This is a genomic window from Acidipropionibacterium thoenii DSM 20276, from assembly GCF_000423445.1.
GTDB classification, from domain to species: domain Bacteria; phylum Actinomycetota; class Actinomycetes; order Propionibacteriales; family Propionibacteriaceae; genus Acidipropionibacterium; species Acidipropionibacterium thoenii.
This window is the reverse complement of record NZ_KE384019.1, coordinates 274,730-296,879: the sequence shown is the minus strand read 5'-3', so window position 1 is coordinate 296,879 and position 22,150 is coordinate 274,730. Positions and strand designations below refer to the sequence as shown.

General features: G+C 68.5%; 17 protein-coding genes and 2 tRNA genes. 3 read left to right on the top strand and 16 right to left on the bottom strand.

All coding sequences use genetic code 11. The features are described 5' to 3' along the window. Positions 1-51 precede the first annotated feature (51 nt). The 15 genes from G554_RS0113200 to G554_RS0113125 all read right to left on the bottom strand — a co-directional run bounded on the left by G554_RS0113200 (position 52) and on the right by G554_RS0113125 (position 19,134). The gene (locus tag G554_RS0113200) at positions 52-3,378 is read right to left on the bottom strand and encodes a S41 family peptidase (protein ID WP_027588267.1); all 3,327 of its coding nucleotides are present in this window, start codon (positions 3,376-3,378) and stop codon (positions 52-54) included. 48 nt (positions 3,379-3,426) lie between these two features. Beyond that, complete coding sequence (clpX, locus tag G554_RS0113195) at positions 3,427-4,716, bottom strand: ATP-dependent Clp protease ATP-binding subunit ClpX (protein WP_027588266.1); 1,290 nt, start codon at positions 4,714-4,716, stop codon at positions 3,427-3,429. Between the two features lie 266 nt (positions 4,717-4,982). Then, positions 4,983-5,714 (bottom strand): ATP-dependent Clp protease proteolytic subunit, encoded by a 732-nt coding sequence (locus G554_RS0113190; RefSeq protein WP_036925781.1) that lies wholly within the window; start codon positions 5,712-5,714, stop codon positions 4,983-4,985. An 8-nt stretch (positions 5,715-5,722) separates the two neighbouring features. Further along, complete coding sequence (locus tag G554_RS0113185) at positions 5,723-6,316, bottom strand: ATP-dependent Clp protease proteolytic subunit (RefSeq protein ID WP_036925979.1); 594 nt, start codon at positions 6,314-6,316, stop codon at positions 5,723-5,725. Positions 6,317-6,518: 202 nt separating this feature from the next. Further along, positions 6,519-7,793, bottom strand: coding sequence for an AI-2E family transporter (locus tag G554_RS16410; protein ID WP_051233129.1), 1,275 nt, complete (start codon positions 7,791-7,793; stop codon positions 6,519-6,521). Positions 7,794-7,903: 110 nt separating this feature from the next. After that, positions 7,904-9,499: a trigger factor gene (gene tig / locus G554_RS0113175; RefSeq protein WP_027588263.1), complete on the bottom strand. Its 1,596-nt coding sequence runs from the start codon at positions 9,497-9,499 to the stop codon at positions 7,904-7,906. Between the two features lie 107 nt (positions 9,500-9,606). Continuing rightward, positions 9,607-10,641, bottom strand: coding sequence for an MFS transporter (locus G554_RS0113170; protein ID WP_051233126.1), 1,035 nt, complete (start codon positions 10,639-10,641; stop codon positions 9,607-9,609). Positions 10,642-10,748: 107 nt separating this feature from the next. Further along, the gene (locus G554_RS16885) at positions 10,749-11,114 is read right to left on the bottom strand and encodes a VOC family protein (RefSeq protein WP_027588261.1); all 366 of its coding nucleotides are present in this window, start codon (positions 11,112-11,114) and stop codon (positions 10,749-10,751) included. Positions 11,115-11,316: 202 nt separating this feature from the next. After that, a tRNA-Gly gene (locus G554_RS0113160) sits at positions 11,317-11,390 on the bottom strand. Between the two features lie 101 nt (positions 11,391-11,491). Then, positions 11,492-12,307, bottom strand: a complete 816-nt coding sequence (locus G554_RS16400; RefSeq protein ID WP_036925779.1) for an SGNH/GDSL hydrolase family protein — start codon at positions 12,305-12,307, stop codon at positions 11,492-11,494. A gap of 63 nt (positions 12,308-12,370) precedes the next feature. Beyond that, positions 12,371-12,446: transfer RNA gene (locus G554_RS0113145), tRNA-Pro, on the bottom strand. Positions 12,447-12,534: 88 nt separating this feature from the next. Continuing rightward, positions 12,535-13,359, bottom strand: coding sequence for an alpha/beta fold hydrolase (locus G554_RS16395; RefSeq protein WP_051233122.1), 825 nt, complete (start codon positions 13,357-13,359; stop codon positions 12,535-12,537). After that, positions 13,356-16,658 (bottom strand): bifunctional lysylphosphatidylglycerol synthetase/lysine--tRNA ligase LysX, encoded by a 3,303-nt coding sequence (lysX, locus tag G554_RS0113135; RefSeq protein WP_281167972.1) that lies wholly within the window; start codon positions 16,656-16,658, stop codon positions 13,356-13,358. The genes G554_RS16395 and lysX overlap by 4 nt, the downstream gene beginning before the upstream one ends. 134 nt (positions 16,659-16,792) lie before the next feature. Then, positions 16,793-18,322: a hypothetical protein gene (locus G554_RS0113130; protein WP_027588258.1), complete on the bottom strand. Its 1,530-nt coding sequence runs from the start codon at positions 18,320-18,322 to the stop codon at positions 16,793-16,795. Then, on the bottom strand, positions 18,319-19,134 hold the full coding sequence (locus tag G554_RS0113125; RefSeq protein WP_027588257.1) for an Fpg/Nei family DNA glycosylase: 816 nt from the start codon (positions 19,132-19,134) through the stop codon (positions 18,319-18,321). The genes G554_RS0113130 and G554_RS0113125 overlap by 4 nt, the downstream gene beginning before the upstream one ends. Positions 19,135-19,196: 62 nt before the next feature. Between G554_RS0113125 and G554_RS0113120 the strand changes: the two genes are divergently transcribed. Beyond that, positions 19,197-19,430 (top strand): hypothetical protein, encoded by a 234-nt coding sequence (locus tag G554_RS0113120; protein WP_027588256.1) that lies wholly within the window; start codon positions 19,197-19,199, stop codon positions 19,428-19,430. 21 nt (positions 19,431-19,451) lie between these two features. On the opposite strand, the gene G554_RS0113115 is transcribed toward G554_RS0113120, so the two are convergent. Next, a complete protein-coding gene (locus G554_RS0113115) occupies positions 19,452-19,925 on the bottom strand; it encodes a ribose-5-phosphate isomerase (protein WP_027588255.1) in 474 nt (157 codons plus the stop codon). A gap of 212 nt (positions 19,926-20,137) precedes the next feature. Between G554_RS0113115 and G554_RS0113110 the strand changes: the two genes are divergently transcribed. Together G554_RS0113110 and G554_RS0113105 are read left to right on the top strand one after the other, a co-directional pair. Then, a complete protein-coding gene (locus G554_RS0113110; RefSeq protein ID WP_027588254.1) occupies positions 20,138-21,466 on the top strand; it encodes a GNAT family N-acetyltransferase in 1,329 nt (442 codons plus the stop codon). A gap of 60 nt (positions 21,467-21,526) precedes the next feature. Then, positions 21,527-22,129 (top strand): GNAT family N-acetyltransferase, encoded by a 603-nt coding sequence (locus tag G554_RS0113105; RefSeq protein WP_027588253.1) that lies wholly within the window; start codon positions 21,527-21,529, stop codon positions 22,127-22,129. Positions 22,130-22,150: the final 21 nt, after the last annotated feature.

Below are 22,150 nucleotides of genomic sequence, written 5' to 3'. Positions count from 1 at the left end.
CGCCCGACGGTGGTGGCCGGGGAGCCGGCCGCCGCTCGACGCGGGCCCCGGTCAGCCGAAGGCCGGCAGCGGGAACTGCGGAGGCACGGCCGCCGGCTTGTCGGCCAGCTGGCGCAGACACTCGGCGATCGCGGCATCCAGCTGGATGTCGGACTCGGACTCCCAGTCCTCGGGGCCCTGGGTGACGACGATGTCGGGGTCGACGCCGTGGTTCTCCACCCCCCAGCCGTATCCGGCGTACCAGCCGGCGTAGCGGGGCTGGGTGACCACGGTGCCGTCGACCAGGTCGAATCGCCCATCGATGCCGATCACCCCGCCCCAGGACCGCTCCCCGATGACCTTGGCATAGCCCATCGCCTGGGTCACCGCCGAGACGATGTCCCCGTCGGAGCCGGCGAACTGATTGGTCACCAGCACCACCGGCCCGCGCACCGCGTTCTGCGGGTAGGTGAGGGGCTCGCCGATGTAGCGCCCGAAGTCCCAACCGACCACCTTGCGAGCCAGCTTCTCGACCACCAGCTGGGAGGTGTGGCCGCCCCGGTTGAACCGGACATCGGCGATCACCCCCTCGTGGTGGGTGGCCTCGGCGATCTGCCGGTAGAGCTCGGCCCAGCCGTCGGCCACCATGTCGGGGACATGCAGATATCCCAGCCGGCCGCCTGAGTGCTCCTCGACGTAGGCCCGCCGTGAGGCCACCCAGTCGTGGTAACGCAGCATCGACTCGTCGCCCAGCGGCCTCACCGCGACCCGGCGCTCCGGGCTGCCGTCCCCGGGCCTCACCGTGAGTTCGACCGTGCGCTGAGCCGAGCCCTCGAGCAGCTCGCCGACCGGGGCCGAGGCGCTGACCCGCTGGCCGTCGACCCCGACGATGACGTCACCGTCGCCCACCGCCACCCCGGCGGCCCGCAGCGGTGACCAGGCCCGTGGGTCGGAGGACTCCCCCGGGATCACCCGCAGGATCCTGACACCCTCATCGTCGGAGGCCCCCAGGTCGGCGCCGAGCCGTCCGGCCCGCTGTGCCGGGTCGCCGTCGAGGCCCGAGGGCATGATGTAGGAGTGCGAGGTGTTGAGCTCGGCGACCACCTCCTGGAGCACGTCATAGGCGTCGTCAGCGCTGGCCAGCCGGTCCAGACTCGGACGGTAGGAGTCCAGCGCAGCATCCCAGTCGGTGCCATTCATGTCGGAGCGCCAGTAGTGGCTGGCCATCAGACGGCCGTTCTCCTCGAACATCTGACGCCACTCGGCGCGCGGGTCGATCCGGCGACGCAGACGACCCAGGTCGACCGTCACCCTGGCCGGATCATCGTTGTCGACCTTGTGATCGGCAGGGATCACGAAGACCTCGTCCTTGTGACGCACCACTATCCGCTGGGCGTCCCCGGAGACCGAGTAGGAGTCCACCGCCTCGCAGATCCGCTCGGCGCGGCGGGTGGTGAGGTTGTAGATCCACAGCGAGTCGGAGGGTTGGTCCCCCTCCACCCCGGCCCGCGAGGTACCGATCTGGCCGCCACGGTCGGCGTCCTCGATCCAGCTGACGCCGTCCTTGACGGCCGCCAGCCCGTGGTAGGCCCCCGAGGCCACCGGGAAGGCGATCATCCGCTCCTCGAAGCCGTCGAGATCGATCTGACAGTGGATCTCCTCGGCCTCCTGGCCGGCCGCGACATCTTGATCCGGCTGACCGGCAGAGTCCTTGCCGGGGGCCGATCCGGCCCTGGCGGCGTCCTGCACCTCGCTGATCCGCCACCCGTCGATGCTGGGGCCGAAGGGGGAGGGCTCGTCTGCGCGCAACGGCACCAGCCAAGGCCGGATGGTGTGGCCGAAGGTCATGTCGAAGGTCTGACCGTCGTAGTCGGGATCGAAGGTGCGCGCCGACAGGAAGATCAGGTACTTCCCGTCGGTGCTGAACACCGGCTCGGCATCGTCATAGGAGCCACGGGTCAGGGCCATCGGCTCGGCATCGGGACTTGCGGTGTCGACGGCCATCAGCTGACCCTTCGCCCCCGCGTCCACCGCGACCGGCGACCGCCACACCAGGTAACGGCCGTCCGGGGACCATGCCAGTCCGGTGGCCTCGCTGTATCGAGACCTGGCGAGTTCGCGCACCTGCCCGCCGGCGATCTCCACCAGCAGCACCCGGCCGTCATGGCTGATCACCGCGGCCCGTTCCCCCTGGGGATCGGGCTCCAGCTCCAGCACCCGACCGAGCCGACCGCCGGCGATCTGCACCGGCTCCCCCGTGCCATCCAGGGATGCGATCTCCAGGCAGTCCTGGCCCTGGGCGTCACTGGCCCAGATACCCTTGCCGGTGTCCCCGAGCCGTCCGAGCTCGCGGATCCTCACCCCCGGCCGGGCCGACAGCGCCCGGGCGGGTCCGGAGCGATGGGTGAGGAAATAGGCGGCGCCCCGCCACTCCAGCAGCGAACCGTCGCCGCCCTGGTCGGAGACCACCGAACCCAGCCGTTCGGTGGGCTCCAACCAGACCGGCTGCGGGGAGCCGATGCCCAGGTCGACGTCGATCTCGGCGACAACGGCATCCAGGCCCGCCATCGTGTAGAGCCTGCCGCGGGAGTGGAAGACGATGGTGGCGCCGTCGGTGCGGGGATCGCGCAGGTACCCGGAGGCCAGGTCCTGGTGGGTGTGCAGCCGCAGATCGGCGCCCTGGCCGTCGACCGACCACAGCTGGGCCTGGCCTGCCGGGTTGGCCAGCTCTGCCGGCCCGTCATCGACCTCGGCTCCCATGTCCGAGCTGAAGATGAGCCGGTCGGCGATCCATCCCACCGAGTAGCGCCCTGCCGCGGCGTAGCTGCCGTCGTGGTCGTGATGGCCGTCCCTGAGCACCCGGATGAAGCTGTCGGCGCCGGCCGGGCGCAACCAGATCTGGGCAGCGGTACCCCCGCGGTAGCGCTTCCACCGCGAGCAGTCGCCGCTGTTGGGGGTGACGACGGCCACCGCGCCGTGCGCATCGACCGCCAGGTCCATCCCCGGCCCGTAGCCTGCCGGCTCCAGCTCACCGTCCATCCCGAGGGTGTAGAGCCAGCCCAGCCCCGAGTCATTGCGCTGATAGGGCGAGGAGATCACCAGGTGGGTCTGGTCGGCCCAGCCCACCACCGTGGTCCTCACGGCCCCCAGCCAGGTGAGCCGGCGCTGCTCGCCGGTGGCCAGATCCAGCACGTGGACCTCGGGGCGCTGGGCGGCGGTGGAACTCCAGGCGACCTTGCTGCCGTCGGGTGAGAACCGGGGATTGCGGGCCGGGGCATGGTCGGTGGTGAGGCGGGTCGCCCTGCCCCCGCTCAGCGGGACCAGCCACAGGTCGTCATCGGCGACGAAGACGACCCGGTCCTGGTGGACGTCGGGGTAGCGCAGGTATCCAGAAGACATGGGCCACAGGCTATCGCGGCCCAGCGCAGCCGGCCGGGGCCGCAATCCTCAGGCGGTGAGCTTGCCCCGGCCCCGGCTGATCTTGGCCCGCGGCTCCAGGCTGCAGGCCTCGGTGCCGCGCACGGCGCCGGCGGTGACCACCACCCGGGCGATGTCCTCGCGTGAGGGCACCTCGAACATCGCCTCCATCAGGGTCTCCTCGATGATCGAGCGCAACCCCCGGGCCCCGGTCTTGCGCTCCAGAGCCTTGGCGGCGATCGCCTCCAGGGAGTCGTCGGTGAACTCCAGCTGGACCCCGTCCAGCTCGAAGAGCTTCTCGAACTGCCGGGTCAGGGCATTGCGGGGCTCGGTGAGGATCCGGACCAGGGAGTCGGCGTCCAAGGAGTGCACAGTGGTGATCATCGGCAGCCGTCCGATGAACTCGGGGATCAGCCCGAACTTGTGCAGGTCCTCGGGGCTGACCCTGGACAGGATGTCGGAGGTGTCGATCCTGGCCATCGTGGGATCGGTGTTGAATCCCAGCGGCCGGGTGCCGACACGCTTGGTGATGATGTCCTCGAGCCCCGCGAAGGCGCCACCGACGATGAACAGGATGTTGGTGGTGTCGATCTGCAGGAAGTCCTGGTGGGGGTGCTTGCGGCCACCCTGCGGCGGGACGGCGGCGACCGTGCCCTCCAGAATCTTCAACAGGGCCTGCTGGACCCCCTCGCCGGAGACATCGCGGGTGATCGAGGGATTCTCCGACTTACGGGCCACCTTGTCGATCTCGTCGATGTAGATGATCCCGGTCTCGGCCTTCTTGACGTCGAAGTCGGCAGCCTGGATGAGTTTGAGCAGGATGTTCTCGACATCCTCGCCGACGTAACCGGCCTCGGTGAGCGCGGTGGCATCGGCCATCGCGAAGGGCACATTGAGCCGGCGTGCCAGCGTCTGAGCCAGGTAGGTCTTGCCGCAGCCGGTGGGGCCCAGGACCAAAATGTTCGACTTGCCGAGTTCGATGCCATCATCCTCGGCACGTCGGGCGTGAGGCATCTCCTGGCTGGCCTGGATCCGCTTGTAGTGGTTGTAGACCGCCACCGACAAGGTCTTCTTCGCCTCATCCTGGCCGATCACGTAGGAGTCGAGGAACTCGCGGATCTCGCGGGGGCGGGGAAGCTCGTCGAGGGGGCCGAGATCACTGGACTCGGTGAACTCCTCCTCGATGATCTCATTGCACAAGTCGATGCACTCATCGCAGATGTAGACGCCGGGGCCCGCAATGAGCTTCTTGACCTGCTTCTGGCTCTTCCCGCAGAACGAGCACTTGAACAGATCGCTGCTCTCACCAATCCGTGCCATGAGCTTCTCCTCCTTCCCCGGCGCCCTCGCTGGCCCACCGCGGCTCGCCCGATCGGCCTGATTCCTCAGGTCTGATCCGTCGGGGTGTTGATGTCTTCGGTCTGAGGGGCGGACCCGCGGGTCGCCCTTGCATTCACCCTAGCCCGGCGTGGGCCCCCATCGGCCCGGGACCCACAGCCGGTGTGTCTGGATGTCTGCTGCCTCAGTACTGCCGATCGGGTGCTGGCCGGCCGTTGGCGGGCCCGCCAGCACCCACACGGCTGATCTCACACCGAGGTGAGGATGTCGTCGATGAGGCCGTACTCCTTCGCCTCGTCGGCGGTCAGATACTTGTCGCGGTCGACGTCGAGGGAGACCTGCTCCTCGGTCTGGCCGGTGGCCTCCGAGAGCATCTTCTCCATCAGCTTGCGGATCCGCTGGATCTCGTTGGCCTGGATCTCGATATCCGAGGACTGCCCGTAGCTGGACTGCCCCATCGCCGGCTGGTGGATCAGGATCGTCGAGTTCGGCAGCGCCAGCCGCTTGCCCTTGGTGCCGGCGGCCAGCAGCACCGCGGCGGCCGAGGCGGCCATTCCCAGGCAGATCGTCTGGATGTCGGGTCGCACGTACTTCATCGTGTCGTAGATGGCGCTCATCGCGGAGAAGGAGCCGCCCGGAGAGTTGATGTACATGCTGATCTGACGATCCGGGTCCATCGACTGAAGACACAGCAGCTGGGCCATCACCGCATTGGCGATGTCATCGGTGACCGGGGTGCCGAGGAAGATGATCCGGTCCTCGAAGAGCTTGGTGTAGGGGTCGACCCGGCGCACACCGTAGGAGGTGCGCTCCTCCCACTGAGGGATGTAGTAGTCCATCGAGGGCATCGGCTGCACCGGGGAGCCGGCCGGGGCCGGCATCGCCGAGGGCCCCAGCGGCATCCGCGACGGGGTCGAGGGGCCGGAGAGAGCGGCGTGAGCCTGGTCCGCGTTGAACCTGGCCATGGTGGAAAGATCCATCGGAAACCTCACTTGGTGGGAGCGTCGTGCGGGATCTGCGAGGCGTTCTCGTAGACGTGGTCGATGAAGCCGTACTCGAGGGACTCCTGGGCGGTGAACCAGTGGTCCCGGTCGGAGTCGGCCTCGATCTTCTCCACCGGCTGGCCGGTGTGCTCGGCGATGATGCGGGCCATCTCCTTCTTGATGTCCACCAGGAACTTCGCGTGAATGGCCACCTCGGTGGCGGTGCCGCCGATGCCGCCGAGCGGCTGGTGCATCAGGATCTTGGAGTGCGGCAGGGCGTAACGCTTCCCCTTGGCGCCGGCCGTCAGCAGGAACTGTCCCATCGACGCGGCCATCCCCATCGCCACCGTGGCGACGTCATTGGAGATCCACTGCATGGTGTCGTAGATCGCCATGCCCGCAGTGATCGATCCACCGGGAGAGTTGATGTACAGGTAGATGTCGGCCTCGGGATCCTCGGCGTTCAGGAGCAGCATCTGGGCGCAGAGCGCATTGGCGTTCTCGTCCTTGACCTCCGACCCCAGGAAGATGATGCGGTTGCGCAGCAGGGACTGGTAGACGTTGTCGGTCATTCCTCCGCCGAGGGACTCGCCTGCCATCCGTGGTGCGCCCGCCGTGATGGGTGCATTGGTGTCGTTCACGCTTACGAACCTACCGTGTGACCACGCGAGGTTCAGGCGCCACCTCACGGTTTCGCGCACGGCGGGGACGCCGGGTCGACGACCCGCCAGCGGCTCGGCGGAGGTCCCACCGTCAAGCCAGCCCGCCACCGACCGGATCGACCCCGCCCAGCCATTCGGCTCAGCTGAGCGCGGGCCTCGTCTCCTGCTGGGAACCCTCGGGATCGTCATCGGGATCATCGTCGCGGTCCTGGCCACGCGAGGAGATCAGGGCGTTGATCCACCTGGCGTCCGGATCGGGATCGATGAGCAGGGACTTCACCAGTAGCGAGCAGGGCAGCGCGATGAGCGTACCCAGGCCACCGAAGACCCAGCCCCACAGCAGCAGCGAGACGAAGGACATGGTCGGCGTCAACCCCACCGCGTCCCCGGCGAACTTGGGTTGGATGATCGACTGGACGACGAAGTTCAGCACGCAGTAGGCCGCCACCACGATCACCGAGGCGATCCAGCCCTTCGCGAACAGGGCCATCATCGCCGGCGGGATCACGCCGATGATGAAACCGATGTTCGGAACGTAGTTGGTGAGGAAGCTGAACAGCGCCCAGACCAGCGCCAGCGGTACTCCCATCACCACCAGCACCCCCCAGTCCAGCACTGCCACGATGAGGCCGAAGAGGGTCGTGACGAGCCAGTAGCGCCGAATGCCGTCGCCGAAGTTCGACAGCGCTGCGGCCACCCCGGGCTTCTGCCGCCCGATGGCGTCGACCCTTCCGCCGAACTCGGCGGTGTCCATGATCATGAAGATCAGACCGACCACCATCACGGTGATGAGGGTCAACGCGCTGGTGGTGTCGGACAGCACCGAACCGGCCACCCCGACCACCTGCTGCGGGTTGATCGATTTGACCTTGTCCAGCAGGTAGTCCTGATCCCAGCCGAACCTCGTCAGCAGGTCCAGGGCGGAGCTGTACATCGACGACAGCTGCGAACCGTAGTTCTGCATCTGGCTGATGGTGGCCGCCACCGACCACGCGATACCGGCCAGGAAGCCGAACAGCACCAGCACCACCAGCAGTCCGGTGATGATCGCCGAGAGCCCCTTGGGCACGTGGTGGCGCACCATGAACCGGTGCAAGGGGTAGGCGGTGATCATCAGGTTCAGCGCCAGGAACATCGGAGCGATGATGGCCGACAGTTCATGAAGCAGGCTGAAGGCCAGCCAGGCGGCACCCAGGGTGACGATGGCCAGGGTGAACTTCGGCACACCTGAGCGCAAGGGCTGCGATCTGCGGACGACCCGGCCCCCGCGGGCCGGCTCGGGGCCCTTGTCCTGGGGCGTCGCGGCCTCGACGGTGGTGCCCTGGCCCGGCCCGGCATCGGAGCTGTGTGATGGTGCAGACGACGCCGATGCGTCCTGCTGCGAATCCTCCGGTGATTCGGGAGTGCTGCTCATCGACCCCCCTCGATCCTCAACTGACGGGTCAGAACGATCCGACTCAGGCTGACAGCATCATCCCGTGGTCGGCTCTCCGAATCGAGCACTGACCACGGCATGAACGCGGCTCACTTATCGGCGACGGGCTTCTTGGCGGCCGGCTTCTTGGTGGTGGCCTTCTTGGCGGCCGGCTTCTTGGTGGCGGCCTTCTTGGCAGCGGGCTTCCTGGCGGCCGGCTTCTTCTCAGCAGACTCCTCGGCGGGGGCCTCCTCCTCGACGGCGGCCGGGGCCTCGACGGTCTCCGGGGCCTCGACGACATCATCGGTGGACGCGTCGGCCTCAACGGCCTCGGCCTGCTCGTCGGCGGCGGGGGCGTCGGTGATGGAGCCATCGGGCTGGATCCGGTCCAGCTGCAGGACCTCACCTGCGGCATCCTTGACGGTGGCCTTGGCCACCATCTGCGCCAGCGCCTTGCCCCGGCGGATCTCCTCCATCCACTCAGCAAGATGGTTGTGCTCCATCATGTGCTGGGCCTCCTGCTCGGGCGTGGTGCCGTCCTGCTGGGCCTTGCGCACGATGAGCTCGGAGAGGTCACTCTGCTCGACGCCGATCTTCTCCTCGTCGGCCATCTTGTCGAGCACGACCTGAGCCTTGAGGGCGTCCAGCGAACGCTTCTCGATCTCGGTCCAGAAGGCGTCCTCGTCCTCAGCCTCCTCCTCGGACTCCTTGAGGTACTGCTCGACGGTCAAGCCGGCCTGAGCCAGCTGAGAGCTGACCTGGTTGCGGCGGGCCTCCAGCTCGGAGTCGACCAGGGCCTGCGGAAGTTCGATGTCGATCTTTCCGATGACAGCCTCGAGGACCTTGTCGCGCGCATCCGCGGCCTGGTCCAGACGGGCCATCGACTCCAGGGCCTTCCGGATATCGGCGCGCATCTCATCGACGGTGTCGAACTCGCTGACCAGCTGGGCGAACTCGTCGTCGACCTCGGGCAGCTCCTGCTCGGAGACCTTGGTCACGGTGACCTTGATATCGGCGGTCTCACCGGCATGCGCGCCGCCCAGCAGCTCGGAGCTGAACGTCTTCGAGTCCCCGGCCGACAGACCGGTCACGGCCTCGTCGAGGCCCTTCAGCATGCCGCCCGAACCGAGCTTGTAGGTGATGGCCTGGGCGGTGGCGTCCTCAAGCGGCTCGCCATCCCTGGAACCCTCCAGGTCGATGACGACGACGTCGCCGTCCTGGGCAGGACGGTCCACCTCGGTGTTGGTCGCGAACCGCTGACGAAGAGTCTCGATCCGCTCGTCGACATCCTCGTCGGGAACCCCGATGACGGGGACCTCGGCCTCGATGGCGGCCAGGTCGGGGAGCTCGAAGTCGGGTCGGACATCCACCTCGGCGGTGAACTCGACGAGGACGTCCTTGTGGTTGTCCTCGAGCTTGGTCACCTCGATCTCGGGCTGACCCAGGGGGACGATCTCGTTGGCATTGACGGCGCTGCTGTAGGCGCTCGGCAGGGCGTCGTTGATGGCCTCCTGGAGCACCGCACCCCGCCCGAAGCGCTGGTCGATGACCGGAGCCGGCACCTTGCCCTTACGGAAGCCGGGGACATTCACCTGCGCGGCGATGTCCTTGTAAGCCTTGTCGAGGCTGGGCTTCAGCTCATCGAATGGAATCTCAACAGTGAGCTTCACGCGATTGCTGGTGAGCTGCTCAAGGGTGCTGGGCACAAGTTCTCCTGATGGTCCTGGTTGGTCAGTCCCCGCCCGTCACGGCAGAGACACGCGCCTTCCAATTCTAGCCAGCTGATCGGGGCACCACCAAGCCGACAGCAGGCTCACCGCAATGCTGCCCGTCGGTGCACCAGCACTCCCGCCACGATCGCCAGCAGGGCCATCACCACCGAGAAGCCGACAGCGGCCGACACCAGACTGAGCAACTGTGCGCTGAAACCCTCCGCGACGACCGGCACGGATATCGCGATGTAGGCGACGACGAAGTAGGCCGAGCTCACCGCAGCTCGCTGCTCGTCAGGTGCATGAGCACTCAGCGTCGCCATTCTCCTGCTGAATGCCACGCCGTGCCCGACGCCGGCGATCAGCCCCGATGCCGCCAGCAGCGGCCATGAGGCCGCCATCACGGCGAGCGCCAGCACGAGGGAGCCGACCGCCAGGCAGGACACCGCCACTGCCTCCCAGGCTCCCTCGTCGAGCCGGGCGAGGATCAACTGGCCGGCGGTGGAGCCGGCATAGACGCTGGTCACCAGGAAGGTCTCGCCGAGGACCGTTGTGACACCCATCAGTTGCGAGCCGATGGACGGCGCCACGGCGGTGAACAGGCCCACCACCGCGAAGCCGACGAAGCCGAGGATGGCGGTGGTGGTGAAATAGCGCCGAACCGGCTCCGGGACGGCCAGCGGCATCGCCTGCGGACGCGCTCCGCGCTGCCGTTCGACAGTCTCAGGCAGCATCAGGAGCAGCACCAGGGCCACCGCGACCAGCCCGAGATGAACGATGTAGGGAGTGCGCAGCGGATTCGGCAGCCAGGCCACCAGCAGGCCGCCGAGCACCGGCCCCAGCCCCAGACCCACGACGTTCGCGCAGGTCGCCAGCAGCGCGGCCCGGCGTCTGTCCGATGCCAGCTCCGTCATGGTCGCCGTGGCGGTTCCCACGAAGATCCCGGCCGACAGCCCGAGAGCGGCCGTCAGCATGGGCTTGCGGCCCAGGGTGTCGGACCACCTCCCGAAGGCGAACAGTCCCGCCAGCACACCGGCGGCATAGACCGCGAAGATCACCGTGACCATCGGCAGCTCGAACCCGAACGCCTGCTCGTAGCTCGCGTAGATCGACGTCGGCAGGGTGGTGCCCAACATCCCTACCGCGAGCACTCCCGCCAACGCGAACCGGGCGCTACGACCCGACAGAACAGTCGCGGACCTTCCCCCCGCGTGCCTCACACGCTCCGCCGAGCCGTCTGGCATCATGCCCGCCCACGAGGCGGGGTCCAGGCATGGGCCTCGCTGTCGGCGTCGTACCAGTGCCCATGAGGCAGCGTCTGCAACTCGATGAGGGTCCCGCAGGGCGCTGTCAGGTAGACGCTGCCGTTGCCCTCGGTGTCCTCGTGGGCGGAGTTGTCATGAACCTCCGACAGCGCCGTGGCACCGTGGGCGACCGCCCGCTCGAGACCGTCGGTCGCGGCCGGCCGAGCACCACCGATCGCCTCGGCGGGGGCATCACCCATGACCTCGACCTCGTCACTCAGCGGCACGACGGCCGCGTCACGGTCCACGAACCTCGCCCCGTTGATGCCCGGCGCGCGCTTGACCAGGATGGTTGCCTTGATCATCTCGTGACCATTCCTCGCAGTTCCTGACGTGCGGTCCAGTGATCTGCCGCAGTGCGATGGTGGGGCCGGCCGAGACATCGCTCCAAGGGACCACCGGCGTCTGCTCCGGGACCCCGACCTCGCACCTGGGAGCCGGCGCAATGACATCCCCGAAGACCACTCGGCGCGAGGAGGGCGGCCCGGCATCGGCCGGGCCTTGTTGTGGAGCGGATGACGAGAATCGAACTCGCGTAGCTAGTTTGGAAGACTAGGGCTCTACCATTGAGCTACATCCGCATGCCCCTGACGGGGCTTCGGCCATGTTACATGGAAGCGCCTGCTCCGTCACATTCGGATCGCGAGTACCCGCGGCCGAAGCCCTGGCCACCGTGGATCGACTACCCGGTGACGACGATCTTGCGAAGGCCGGCCTCCAGCTGTTTGGCCAGGTAGGCGTGGCCCTCGGTGGAGGGACGGTAGCTGGAATTGGCGTCGATCACCTCGTCATAGTTCGAGGAGTTGATCCAGTTCTGCTTCAGGCAGGACAGATAGTTGATCTTTCGGGTGCTGGTGAGGGCGGTCAGCTGGGAGTCCACGCTGGTCAGCGGGGAGGGCGCCGGCAGTCGGCTCGGGCAGGGCCCCAGGATGACCAACTGCGCCTTCGGCCAGGTGCTGCGGGCCGCCGTGATCGCCCTGGTCGCCCCGGCCGTGACCTCGTCGGCATCCTCGCTCGAGACGTCGCTGAGGCCGCCCTGGATGATGACCAGGTCGATGTCATCGTCCTGCTCGCGGTTGGCGATCCGGTCTGCGAAGTCCCCTTCGTCATTGGGGCCGGCGTTGACGTAGCCGGTTCCCGCCGCCCCCAGATTCGTCAGGTCCCAGCCCATCGAATCGGCTGTGAGGTACGCGAACCCGTCGGTTCGGGGTTCGGCGGCGTAGCCGGAGGTCCAGGAGTCGCCGATCATGACCACCTTGGCATCCTCAGGCAGCGTGATCTTCGCTGCTGCGGCGGGGGTCGTGGACCCGGTGGGGGTCGCTGCGGCGCTGGGTGAGGGGCTGCCCGATGCGCTGGTCGGGGACACCGAGGGGGTGGCCGGGGCGCTGTAGGAGTAGTTGTCAGCGGGCACCGCACGATTACGATCAACGAATATGAACACCCAGGAACCGACTGCCAGTGCAGCCAGCACGACGAGCGACACGACCTTCCACACCATAGGGGCACCGTACCGAATACCGGCGGGCGATGCCGTGATGCCCCCGTGATGTGGACCATCGGCTGGTCGGGGCGACGGGACTCGAACCCGCGATCTCCTGCTCCCAAAGCAGGCGCGCTAGCCACTACGCTACGCCCCGATCCCACCCTCGCAGCGGGCGGAACCTCGGCCAGTGTAGTGGTTGGGCCGCTCGGCGGCATCCCGGCCCGGATCGGCGGACCAGCACCTCAACTCAGATCGGCGATCGCCTGCGGCGCGTCGAGCATCATGAGGTGACGGGAGCCGGGAACTGTCCGCAACTGGGCACCGAGCAGCACGGCCAGTCGCCGCTGGCGGTCCGCCTCCTGCTCGGCGTGGGAGTTCTCGGCCGACAGCACGATGGTGGGCGCCCCCGGCCACGGCCTGTCGGACCGCACCTCCATCAGATCCCAGGCCTGCCCGGAATAGGCCATCACCTCCGCGGTGGCCATCGCCAGCGACTCCGGGTCCCCGTACACATCCTTGACCCGGTGGACGCGTAGGTACTGGCCCAGCCGGGCAGCCGACCAGGTGGTCTGCATGAGGGTCTCGATCGTCATGCAGATCTCCCCCAGGCCCGCCAGGCCGCTGCCGGCCGCTGCCCGCACAGTTCGTGCCAGGCCGGTTCCCTGCACGCTCGGGGGTCGGGTCTGCCATTCGACCGAGGGATCGACCAGTACCAGTCCGCTCACCAGCAGGGGATGCTCACGGATCAACGCCTCGGCGTGGAAAGCCGCCATCGAATGAGCCGCCAGCACCACCGGCTCGCCGAGGCGGCGGACCAGCCCGACGGCCGTCTCCACCTCCTCGGCCAGGGTTGGCAGATGGCCCGGCCACGGCGTCCCGCCCATCCCCGGACGGTCGAAGGAGGCCATCAGCCGGCCCGGGAGCTCCTCGATCACCGGCCGCCAGAACCCGCTGGTCTGGGCGGCCCCCGACATCAGCAGGACAGCCGGGCCCTGGCCGTGCCGGATCCTCAGTCGGACCTGACGCGGCCCCGATCCGGTGAGGGTCGTCACGATCTTCTCGCTCACCTCAGGCTCGGCCCATCGGTCCGGGTCGGGCGCACCAGCGGGAAGGTGATGGTCTCGCGGATCGAGGTGTCGGTCAGCAACATCACCAATCGGTCCAGTCCCATGCCCATTCCGCCCGAGGGCGGCATCGCGAACTCGAGGGCCTGCAGGAAGTCCTCATCCAACTCCATCGCCTCCGGATCACCACCGGCCGCCCGCAACGACTGGGCGGTGAATCTCTTCCGCTGGATCACCGGATCGACCAGTTCGGTGTAGGCGGTGGCCACCTCATCGCCCAGCACGATGAGGTCCCACTTCTCGGCCAACCGCGGGTCCTTGCGGTGCTGACGGGTCAGCGGGGAGACATCGGTCGGGAAGTCGCAGAAGAAGGTCGGCTCCACCGTTCGGCTCTCGGACAGGTGCTCGTGCAACTGCAGGACGACGTCGCCGCGTTGCCATCTGGGAGAGACCGGGAGCCCCAATTTCTCGGCATGGCCGATCAGCTCCTCCTTGGAGGTGTCGGCGGTGATCTCCTCCCCGAGCGCCGCCGATATGCCCTCGTTGACAGTGATCACCCGCCAGGGCTCGGCCAGATCCATCTCGTGGTCGACCCCGGAGGAGTCGCGGCCGTGGACAACGGTGCCTGCGATGGCCCGGCGCGCCGCTGCCAGAATCATCTCCTGGGTGAGATGACGCATCTGCACGTAGTCGCCGAAGGCCTGGTAGGCCTCCAGCATCGTGAACTCCGGATTGTGCGTGGCGTCGGCACCCTCATTTCGGAAGTTCCGGCCGATCTCGAAGACCCTCCCGGCACCCCCCACCATCAGCCGTTTGAGATACAGCTCGGGAGCGATCCGCAGGTACAGGTCCAGATCGTAGGCGTTGATATGAGTCCGGAACGGCCGCGCATTGGCCCCGCCGTGGATGGTCTGCAGGATCGGGGTCTCCACCTCCAGGTAGTCGTGACCCAACAGGGTCTCGCGCACCGCCCGGATGGCCTCCGAGCGGGTCCGGAGCTGGTCACGGGCCGAGACGTTGACGATCAGGTCGAGATAGCGCCTGCGCACCTTGGCCTCCGGATCGTTCATCCCGGTCCGTCGGTTCGCCAGCGGACGCAGCGCCTTGGCCGCCAGTCGCCAGGAGTCGGCCAGCACCGACCGGGTGCCGGTTCGGCTGGCACCCATCTGGCCGGTGACCAGCAGGTGGTCGCCCAGTGAGATCTCTCGGTCGAACCGCCTCATGGCGTCCACGCCGATGCTCCGGGCCTCGAGCACCGCCTGGACCTCCCCCGACCAGTCCGCCAGGTCGGCGAAGATCACCCCGCCGTGGTCGCGCACCGCCAGCACCCGCCCGACGATCGAGACCGGGGTGCCATCGGGCAGCGCCGCGAGCTCACCCGGGCGATGGTCGGGATGGATATCGGGAGGATAGGGCTGGCCGCCCTCGGCCAGGATCCGCTCGCGGGTGGCCATTCTTGCTCGCACCTGCTCCGGCACCGGCCTGGCCGGCAATGCCGCAGGCTTGGACTGCTCGGAGAGGAAAGCGGCGATCTCGGGACTCGAGTCGGCCCGGTAGATCGGTTGGTGGATCTCGGGCAGCGGGCTCAGCCACCGCGGCAGGTCGAGCTGCCCCTCGGCCTGCCCCATCGCCAGCCCCACCTGCGCCAGGTCGGCAGGCTCGGCATAGCCCAGATAGCGGGCCTGCCACTGAGGGGAGTACTTGACATTGGAGCGGTACAGCTGCTCGATCTGGAACCATCTCGAGGCGGCCGAGATGAGCCGGCGGTTGAGCCTCTGCAGGGCGGTCGCACCGACCCGTGAGCCCTCCTCGATGGCCTCGCGGAAGACCGCGAAGTTCATCGAGACCCGACGCAGCCCCATCTCCCGGCCGGCCGACATCAGCCCGGCCACCATCAACTCGGTGACCCCGTTGTCGGCTCGCGGATCACGCCTCATCACATCCAGCGACAGCCCGTCCGGACCCCAGGGCACGAAGGACAGCAGAGCGGCGGTGCCGGCATCAGCCGGATATCGCGCCTCGACCATCACGCAGCGGCCGTCCAAGGCGTCTCCCAGTCGCGACAGCGCCATCGAGAAGCCGCGCTCGTCGCCATCCATCCGCCACCGGTCGGCGAGCCCGATGAGCTCACCGAGCTCGGCCTCGTCGATGTCCTCATGACGGCGGACCCGCACCGTGTACCCTGCCTTGCGCAGCCGGTCCACGGTGGCCCGCACCGGGCGCATCTCCCGGGCCTCCAGATCGAAGGTGGCGGGCGAGATGATGGCCTCGTCACCGATCCGCAACTGCTTGAGCCCGGCGCGCTGCCAAGCAGTGGCGCCGGCCTCCGATGCTCCCAGCACCGCCGGCGACCAGCCGTAGGTGTGGGCGGTGGCCAGGAAGGCCTCGATGGCCCCCGGCCACTGCGCCGACGGACCGATCGGGTCGCCGGCGGCCAGCATCACCCCGGTGACAGTCCGGTAGGCCACCGCAGCGCCGCCGTTGGCCGAGAAGACCGCCGACTTGTCGCGACGCAGTGCGAAGTACCCCAGCGAGTCGGCCGGATTGGCATCCAGCAGTCGCCGCAGCGCCAGCTCCTCGTCCAGAGTCATCACCGCGGCCGCCCGCTGGGAACGCAGCAGCACGATCAGTGCCGCCACCAGGGTGGCGGCGATCAGCAGCCCGACGATATCGCCGACCCATGCCGGGGCCTCGACGGCGATGTCGGCGCGGTTGCCCTCGGCCATCCGTGCCAGCAGATGCCACAGCCTGCTGCGCGGCCGGCCGGTCCCCCCGGTGACCCACACCAGCAGCCAGCCGATCAGGAAGCTGGCCGCCAGCCCGCCGATCAGCACCGCGATCGCCCAGCGGCGGTTGGCCCGTCCGGTCCGGGCGTTGAACTGGTGACGCCGGGTGATCAGCACCCACAGGATCCAGCCGATGCTCACCACGTTGAACAGGTAGGAGGCTATCGACAGGTCCTCGAAGGGGTCGGTCGGGTCTGCCTGGACCACCTGGAAGATCAGCACCCCGAAGAGGAAGACCGCGAACAGCCACATCAGCCCGAACATCACCACGCTGACCAGCCAGGCGGTCCGCTTCCGGCGGCTCAGCGAGTACGCCAGGATCACCAGCAGGACCGCCATCCCCCAGCCTCCGACGTCGGTCGGGAAGACCAGTACCGAGAAGATCGAGTTGAGCGCCTGCACCCACCAGGTTTGGGAGAACAGTGATCTCACGATGATCAGTGCGGCTGCCGTCAGCATCAGCTTGGGGATGATGCTGGCAGCTGCGCGCCGGTTAGCGGTTTCTGCGATCGTCACGCATTAACTGTGCCACCTGTGGCCCGCTGCCAGCACGGACTCGCAGGAGCCGTCCACAGATCGGCGCTGTCGGGCGCGACACCGGCCGGGCCCCCACGGCTGAGCTCGGCGGGCGGCGCGCAGCCCGCCGAGGCTCACCACAGCAGCAGGGCGAGCTCCTCATCGCCGAGCTGCGGATCCAGCAACAGTCTGCGGGTCGCCCGCTGACGCAACCGGGTGACGTCGGCACCCCAGCCGGTCACGACCGGCCACCAACTGGGCCACAACGAGGTGATCGCCACCGCCCAGGCCGATCTGTGTGGCGGCACCGGACCGTCGCCGTCCACCAGAGAACGCGGTCCCGGGGCCGGCAACGCCGACCCCAGCCACCACAGTGCCGCCTGGGCATCAGCATCCGGGCCGGCCGCCGGGTCCTCCGGCGGACCGCTCGCCGGGCCCAGCAGAATGGCGCGTTCGGCTCTCACCAGCGGATCGCAGCTGGCCGTCAGAGCCCCCGGATCGGGGACCCGCCAGTCGTGCAGGCCGGCACGCGAGCGGGCCAGGGCATGGGCGATGAGAGTCCCGTTGTCCTGCGCGGAGAGCTCGCCGAGGGCCTCGACCGCCGATTCCCAGATGTCGGCGTCCGCCAGCTGGCCGGCCAGCGCGATGGCGCTGACAACCGTGAAGAAATCGGCTCCGGGGCGGGCCAGCAGATTCTCCAGGGACTCCGCGACCAGACCGGCGACCTGATCGACGCGGGCTCCACCGACCGGCGTGCCCTGCAGCAGGATCCAGGCCTGCGCGCCAGTGAGCCGGCGCGGGTCGGCGCCGGCCAGGATCTGCTCGGCGCGGTGCCAGGCATGATCGCGGGCCATCGAGGCCCAGCCGACCATCAGCCGGGTCGTGCCGCGAGCCTGACGTACCTGCACCTCATGGAGCACCGGGTCATCGACCACGGGGAACAGCTGCTGGTCAGTGGGTTCGCCGTCGAACAGCAGTCCGGCGTCGGGAGTGTCCAGCCAGATCGCCTGGTCGATCCGCGGATCGACCAGCAGTTCGTCGGGGAGCCAGCAGGGCAGCATCGCGGCTGCCTGGGCCACCGAGTGCACCACCATGCCACGCCACATGCTGGTGACGGTCTCGCCCGGGTGCAGCTCGAGGCTGAGCCCCAGCGGCCGGACCGCGTGCCCGTCCAGCCAGCAGTCCCCGCAGATCTGGCGCCACAGGATCCGGCGATCGGATCCGGTCCGGCGATCCCGGTCGGTGAGGATGAGGCCGTCGGCACCGGCGGCCCATACCTGGACCGGGGAGTCGGGGGCGAAGCGCCAACGCGGTGCCGGGAGCTCCACCACGTGGGAGGACTCAGCCGCACCAACCGGCAGGCTGGCACTGATCCTGACGTCCCAGCTCTCGTCGAGGCTCTGCCGGATCCTCATCACCGCGCCGCTGGGATGGTCGGCGGTCACCTGGATCTCGGCCCCCACCAGCTCGGCCTGCGAGACCTGCCAGGGGCTGGGGGCGTCGATGAGTACGGCACCGGCCGGGCTGTCGCCCGCCACCCTGGGCCAGCCATCCGAGGTGCTGGCAAGTTCCAGGTTCCAGCCGTTCCAGATCTGCGGCTGCGACGGGTCTGAGGAGCCGGGCTGGGCCGACCAACCGTTCCGCTCTCCCGATGGCATGTTCATCGGTGCCTCCGCTGACAGCGCGGACACCAGAACAGGTGGCGTCCGGCAAGGTCCGAGCGATGGATCGGGGTGCCGCAGACCAGGCAGGGTCGACCCTCCCGTCGGTAGACGTAGACCTCCCCGCCATGGCGGTCCACCCGCGGCGGGCGACCCATCGCCTCAGGAGTGTGCTCGGGTGCCACGGTGTCGATCCGCCCGGCGACCACCCCCAGGCGCATCAGGCGCACCAAGTCATCCCAGATCGCCTGCCAGCTGCGGTGGCTGATCCGGTCCCCCGGTGTCATCGGGTCGATCCGTTGCCGGAACAGCACCTCGGCCCGGTAGATATTGCCCACCCCGGCGGTGATGGACTGATCCATCAGCAGGACGCCGATCGGCCGCCGACTGCGGTGCACCGCGTGCCAGGCCTGTTGCGGATCGGCATCCGCGCGGATCGGGTCGGCACCGGCCCCGGCGCGAACGGCATCCCACTGGCTGTCGCTGATCAACCGGCACCACTGCGGCCCGCGGAGATCCGCGGCCTGGATGCCGTCGTCCAGACGTAACCTCACCTGGCCGTGCACCGGCGCAATGGGGGCGATCGACAGTTTCCCGATCAGTCCCAGGTGAATGTGCACCAGGTGGTCGCCGGCCACATCGAAGTCGAGCAGCAGGTGCTTGCCCAGGGCCTGCGCCGTGCGCAGCCGACTGCGGTCCAGATGTGCGGCCTCGGCGGCGAACCGGCCCTGGGGAGAGCTGACCCGCACCACCCGACCGGCGAAGGCCTGCTCCAGGGCGAGGGCGAGACGATGGATGACGTGCCCCTCGGGCAACTGATCCTCCCTGATGTGGCGCGAATGACGTGCGAAGCACCCGGCGGTGATGAAATGGGGCGGTGAGCAGGACCAACCAGAACCCCCCGAGGGGCAGACGCAACGGCCCGGTGGTCGATCGGATGCGAGCCCTTCGCGCCCGTGAGCTGGCCGATCACGAGGAGCTGACCGAGCGGGGCCACCGTAGCGGGCCGACGGCCACCGTACCGATGCCCCCGTCGGGCCAGGAATGGCCACTGATCCTGGCGGACCTGGAGCGACGCGCCCGTGGCGCAGGCCCCCGCTCACAGCTCTGAGGCCATCACCGTCCAGGGATCTCAGACCAGCCTGCCGGTCCTCTCCCACTCGGCCAGCTGGTCGATCCGACGCTGATGGCGCTCCACCCCTGAGAACTCGGTGGTGAGGAAGACCTTCACCCATTCCCAGGCCTCGGAGTCTGCCTGCATCCTGCCCCCCAGGGAGATGATGTTGGCGTCGTTGTGCTGTCGGGCCAGCTTCGCGGTCTCAGCGTTGTAGACCAGCGCAGCCCTGATGCCGTGCACCTTGTTGGCGGCGATCTGCTCGCCGTTTCCCGAGCCACCGCACACGATCCCCAGGGATCCGGGCTCGGCCGACACCGCCACCCCGCACGGGATGCAGTACTGCGGGTAGTCGTCCTCGGCCTGGTAGGAGTCGGCCCCGTGGTCGACGACCTGGTAGCCGGCCTGCTCAAGTTGACCGACCAGGTACTCCTTGAGCTCGAAGGCGGCATGGTCGGTGGCAATGTGGACGCGAGTGGGTCTGAAGGTCATGGGCCCATCATTTCACCGCGGTGGAGAGGTTTGCAGCGCGGGCCCCAGCCCGCTCACTGGTGCACTCAGCTGCTGGTTCCCGAACGGTGATCGCCGGCTCCTGATCGGTTCCCGCCGTCTCCCGGTCCGCTCCGGGGCCGGCCGGGGTGATCGTAGCAGCCCCCGGAGCCGACCCCGACGCCACCACCCCACGGATGGATAGCATCGAAACCATGGCCGAAATTCATCAGGACAGCGAACTGCCCGATCCCTATCGTCTCACCAGGGTGGTCGCCGACGGCACCCTCTCGAAGGAACTCGCCGCCGAGTGCCGGGCGGTGAATCTGGGTTTCCATCTGCCCTGGCCGGATTCCGACTTTCTCTCCCACTACGCCCACCACGTCCGGGGGGAGCGTCTGTGGGCGGTGCATGCCGAGCCCGGCGAAGCTGACCGGGCGGCGGCCTCCGGGCCGACCGGCGAGGCCGGTCTGCCGGGCCTTCCGGTGGCCACTCTGGCCAGCTACGACCAGACCATCAACACCGGCCACGCCCACCTGGAGCCGGCCGACTTCATCACCGATGTCACCGTGCGACCGACCCACCGGCGGCGCGGGATCCTGCGCGCCCTGATCACTCACGATCTCGAGGTGGCGATCGACCAGGGGCTGTCGATGGCGGCGCTGACGGCGACCGAGGGGGCCATCTACGGGCGTTTCGGATTCGGCGTGTCCACCCAGAACCAGCACATCGAGGTGACCAGCGACGAGCGCTTCGTGCTCTCGCACCGGCCCGAGGGGTCGGTGGAGATGGTGATGCCCGGCGACATCGACGACCTCCGACTGGAGGTGTTCAAGCAGTTCCACGCCGTGCGACGGGGCTCACACGGCCGCCTCGACTGGTGGGTCGACTTCGCCTCCGGGCGCTGGTCCTATGACAAGCAGGAACCCGACCGCAGGCTCCGCTCGGCGGTTCACCGCGACCCGCAGGGCCGTCCCGACGGCGTCGTCTCCTACCGGGTGCCGGAGGACTTCGGGACGGCGATGACGGTCAGTGACCTCGTGGCGGTCACCGCCGACGCCGAGCTGGGGTTGTGGGAGTTCCTGGCCTCCATCGACCTGGTGACAACGATCACCGCCTCCAAGGTCAACCCCGGCACCCCGCTGCCGTGGGCTGTCCGCGACCCTCGGGTGGTCCGCCTCACCGGCCGCGGAGACCTCACCTGGGTTCGCATTCTCGACGTCGTGCGGGCCCTGCAGGTGCGCGGCTGGGACCACCGCGGTTCGGTGCTGCTGCACGTCATCGACCCGTTGGAGTGGTGCACCGGTTACTACCGGATCGAGGTCTCCGATCCGGACCGACCGGCCGAGGTGACACGGCTCGATGGTGATCACCCCGATGCCGCGGTGATCGGCATCGCGGCGCTGGGGTCGCTGTACTTCGGCGGCGTGCGGGCCCACTCCCTGGCCGGGGCCGGGCATCTTCGCGGCACCCCCGAGCAGGTCCAGGCGATCGGCAGGCTGTTCGCCACCGATGACCTGCCCTACAGCGTCACCGAGTTCTGACAGACTGACACCCGACCAGCCCGGCACAGGGCTGCGGCGGCGACCAGAAGGAGACAGGCCATGGCGTGGATCGATCCCGAACTGACCCTGACCGGCCGGATCGTGCGGCTGGAACCACTGTCGAGGGACCACCTGGACGGCCTGATCGAGGCCACCAGGGATGGCGACCTCGGCCACCGGCTGTGGTGGACCTCCACCCCGGCCCCCGAGCAGATGGCCGACGACATCGCCGGAAAACTGGACGCCCGCGACGCCGGCACCATGGTCCCCTTCGCCTGCATCCGGCTGGCCGACGAGCTGCCGATCGGCGTCACCACCTACTACGACCTGGTGCCCGAGGTGCCCCGGCTCTCGATCGGCTACACCTGGACCCGGGCCTCCTGCCAGGGCTCGGGCAGCAACCCCGACTCCAAGCTGCTGCTCATCGAGCATGCCTTCGAGCAGCTGGGCTGCGTGCGCGTCGAGTTGCGCACCAAGTGGACCAATCAGCAGTCGCGAGCGGCTATCGAGCGGCTCGGGTTCAAACGGGACGCGGTGATGCGGGCCTATGTGCGCCATGCCAACGGCATCCTGGATGACGCCGTGGTGTACTCGATGCTGTCCACCGAGTGGCCGGCGGCGAAGCTGCGACTGCAGGACAGGGTCACTCGGCACCTGGGCTGATCCCGATACCGGCCAGTAGCC

Coding starts and splice junctions, on each gene's coding strand:
- G554_RS0113115 (WP_027588255.1), bottom strand. CDS start 19,925: ATGACCTTCAGACCCACTCGCGTCCACATTGCCACCGACCATGCCGCC.
- G554_RS0113110 (WP_027588254.1), top strand. CDS start 20,138: ATGGCCGAAATTCATCAGGACAGCGAACTGCCCGATCCCTATCGTCTC.
- G554_RS0113170 (WP_051233126.1), bottom strand. CDS start 10,641: ATGTTGGGCACCACCCTGCCGACGTCGATCTACGCGAGCTACGAGCAG.
- G554_RS0113185 (WP_036925979.1), bottom strand. CDS start 6,316: ATGGCAGGCGAGTCCCTCGGCGGAGGAATGACCGACAACGTCTACCAG.
- G554_RS16410 (WP_051233129.1), bottom strand. CDS start 7,793: ATGAGCAGCACTCCCGAATCACCGGAGGATTCGCAGCAGGACGCATCG.
- G554_RS16400 (WP_036925779.1), bottom strand. CDS start 12,307: ATGGTGTGGAAGGTCGTGTCGCTCGTCGTGCTGGCTGCACTGGCAGTC.
- G554_RS0113200 (WP_027588267.1), bottom strand. CDS start 3,378: ATGTCTTCTGGATACCTGCGCTACCCCGACGTCCACCAGGACCGGGTC.
- G554_RS0113105 (WP_027588253.1), top strand. CDS start 21,527: ATGGCGTGGATCGATCCCGAACTGACCCTGACCGGCCGGATCGTGCGG.
- G554_RS0113190 (WP_036925781.1), bottom strand. CDS start 5,714: ATGGATCTTTCCACCATGGCCAGGTTCAACGCGGACCAGGCTCACGCC.
- G554_RS16885 (WP_027588261.1), bottom strand. CDS start 11,114: ATGATCAAGGCAACCATCCTGGTCAAGCGCGCGCCGGGCATCAACGGG.
- clpX (WP_027588266.1), bottom strand. CDS start 4,716: ATGGCACGGATTGGTGAGAGCAGCGATCTGTTCAAGTGCTCGTTCTGC.
- G554_RS0113130 (WP_027588258.1), bottom strand. CDS start 18,322: ATGAACATGCCATCGGGAGAGCGGAACGGTTGGTCGGCCCAGCCCGGC.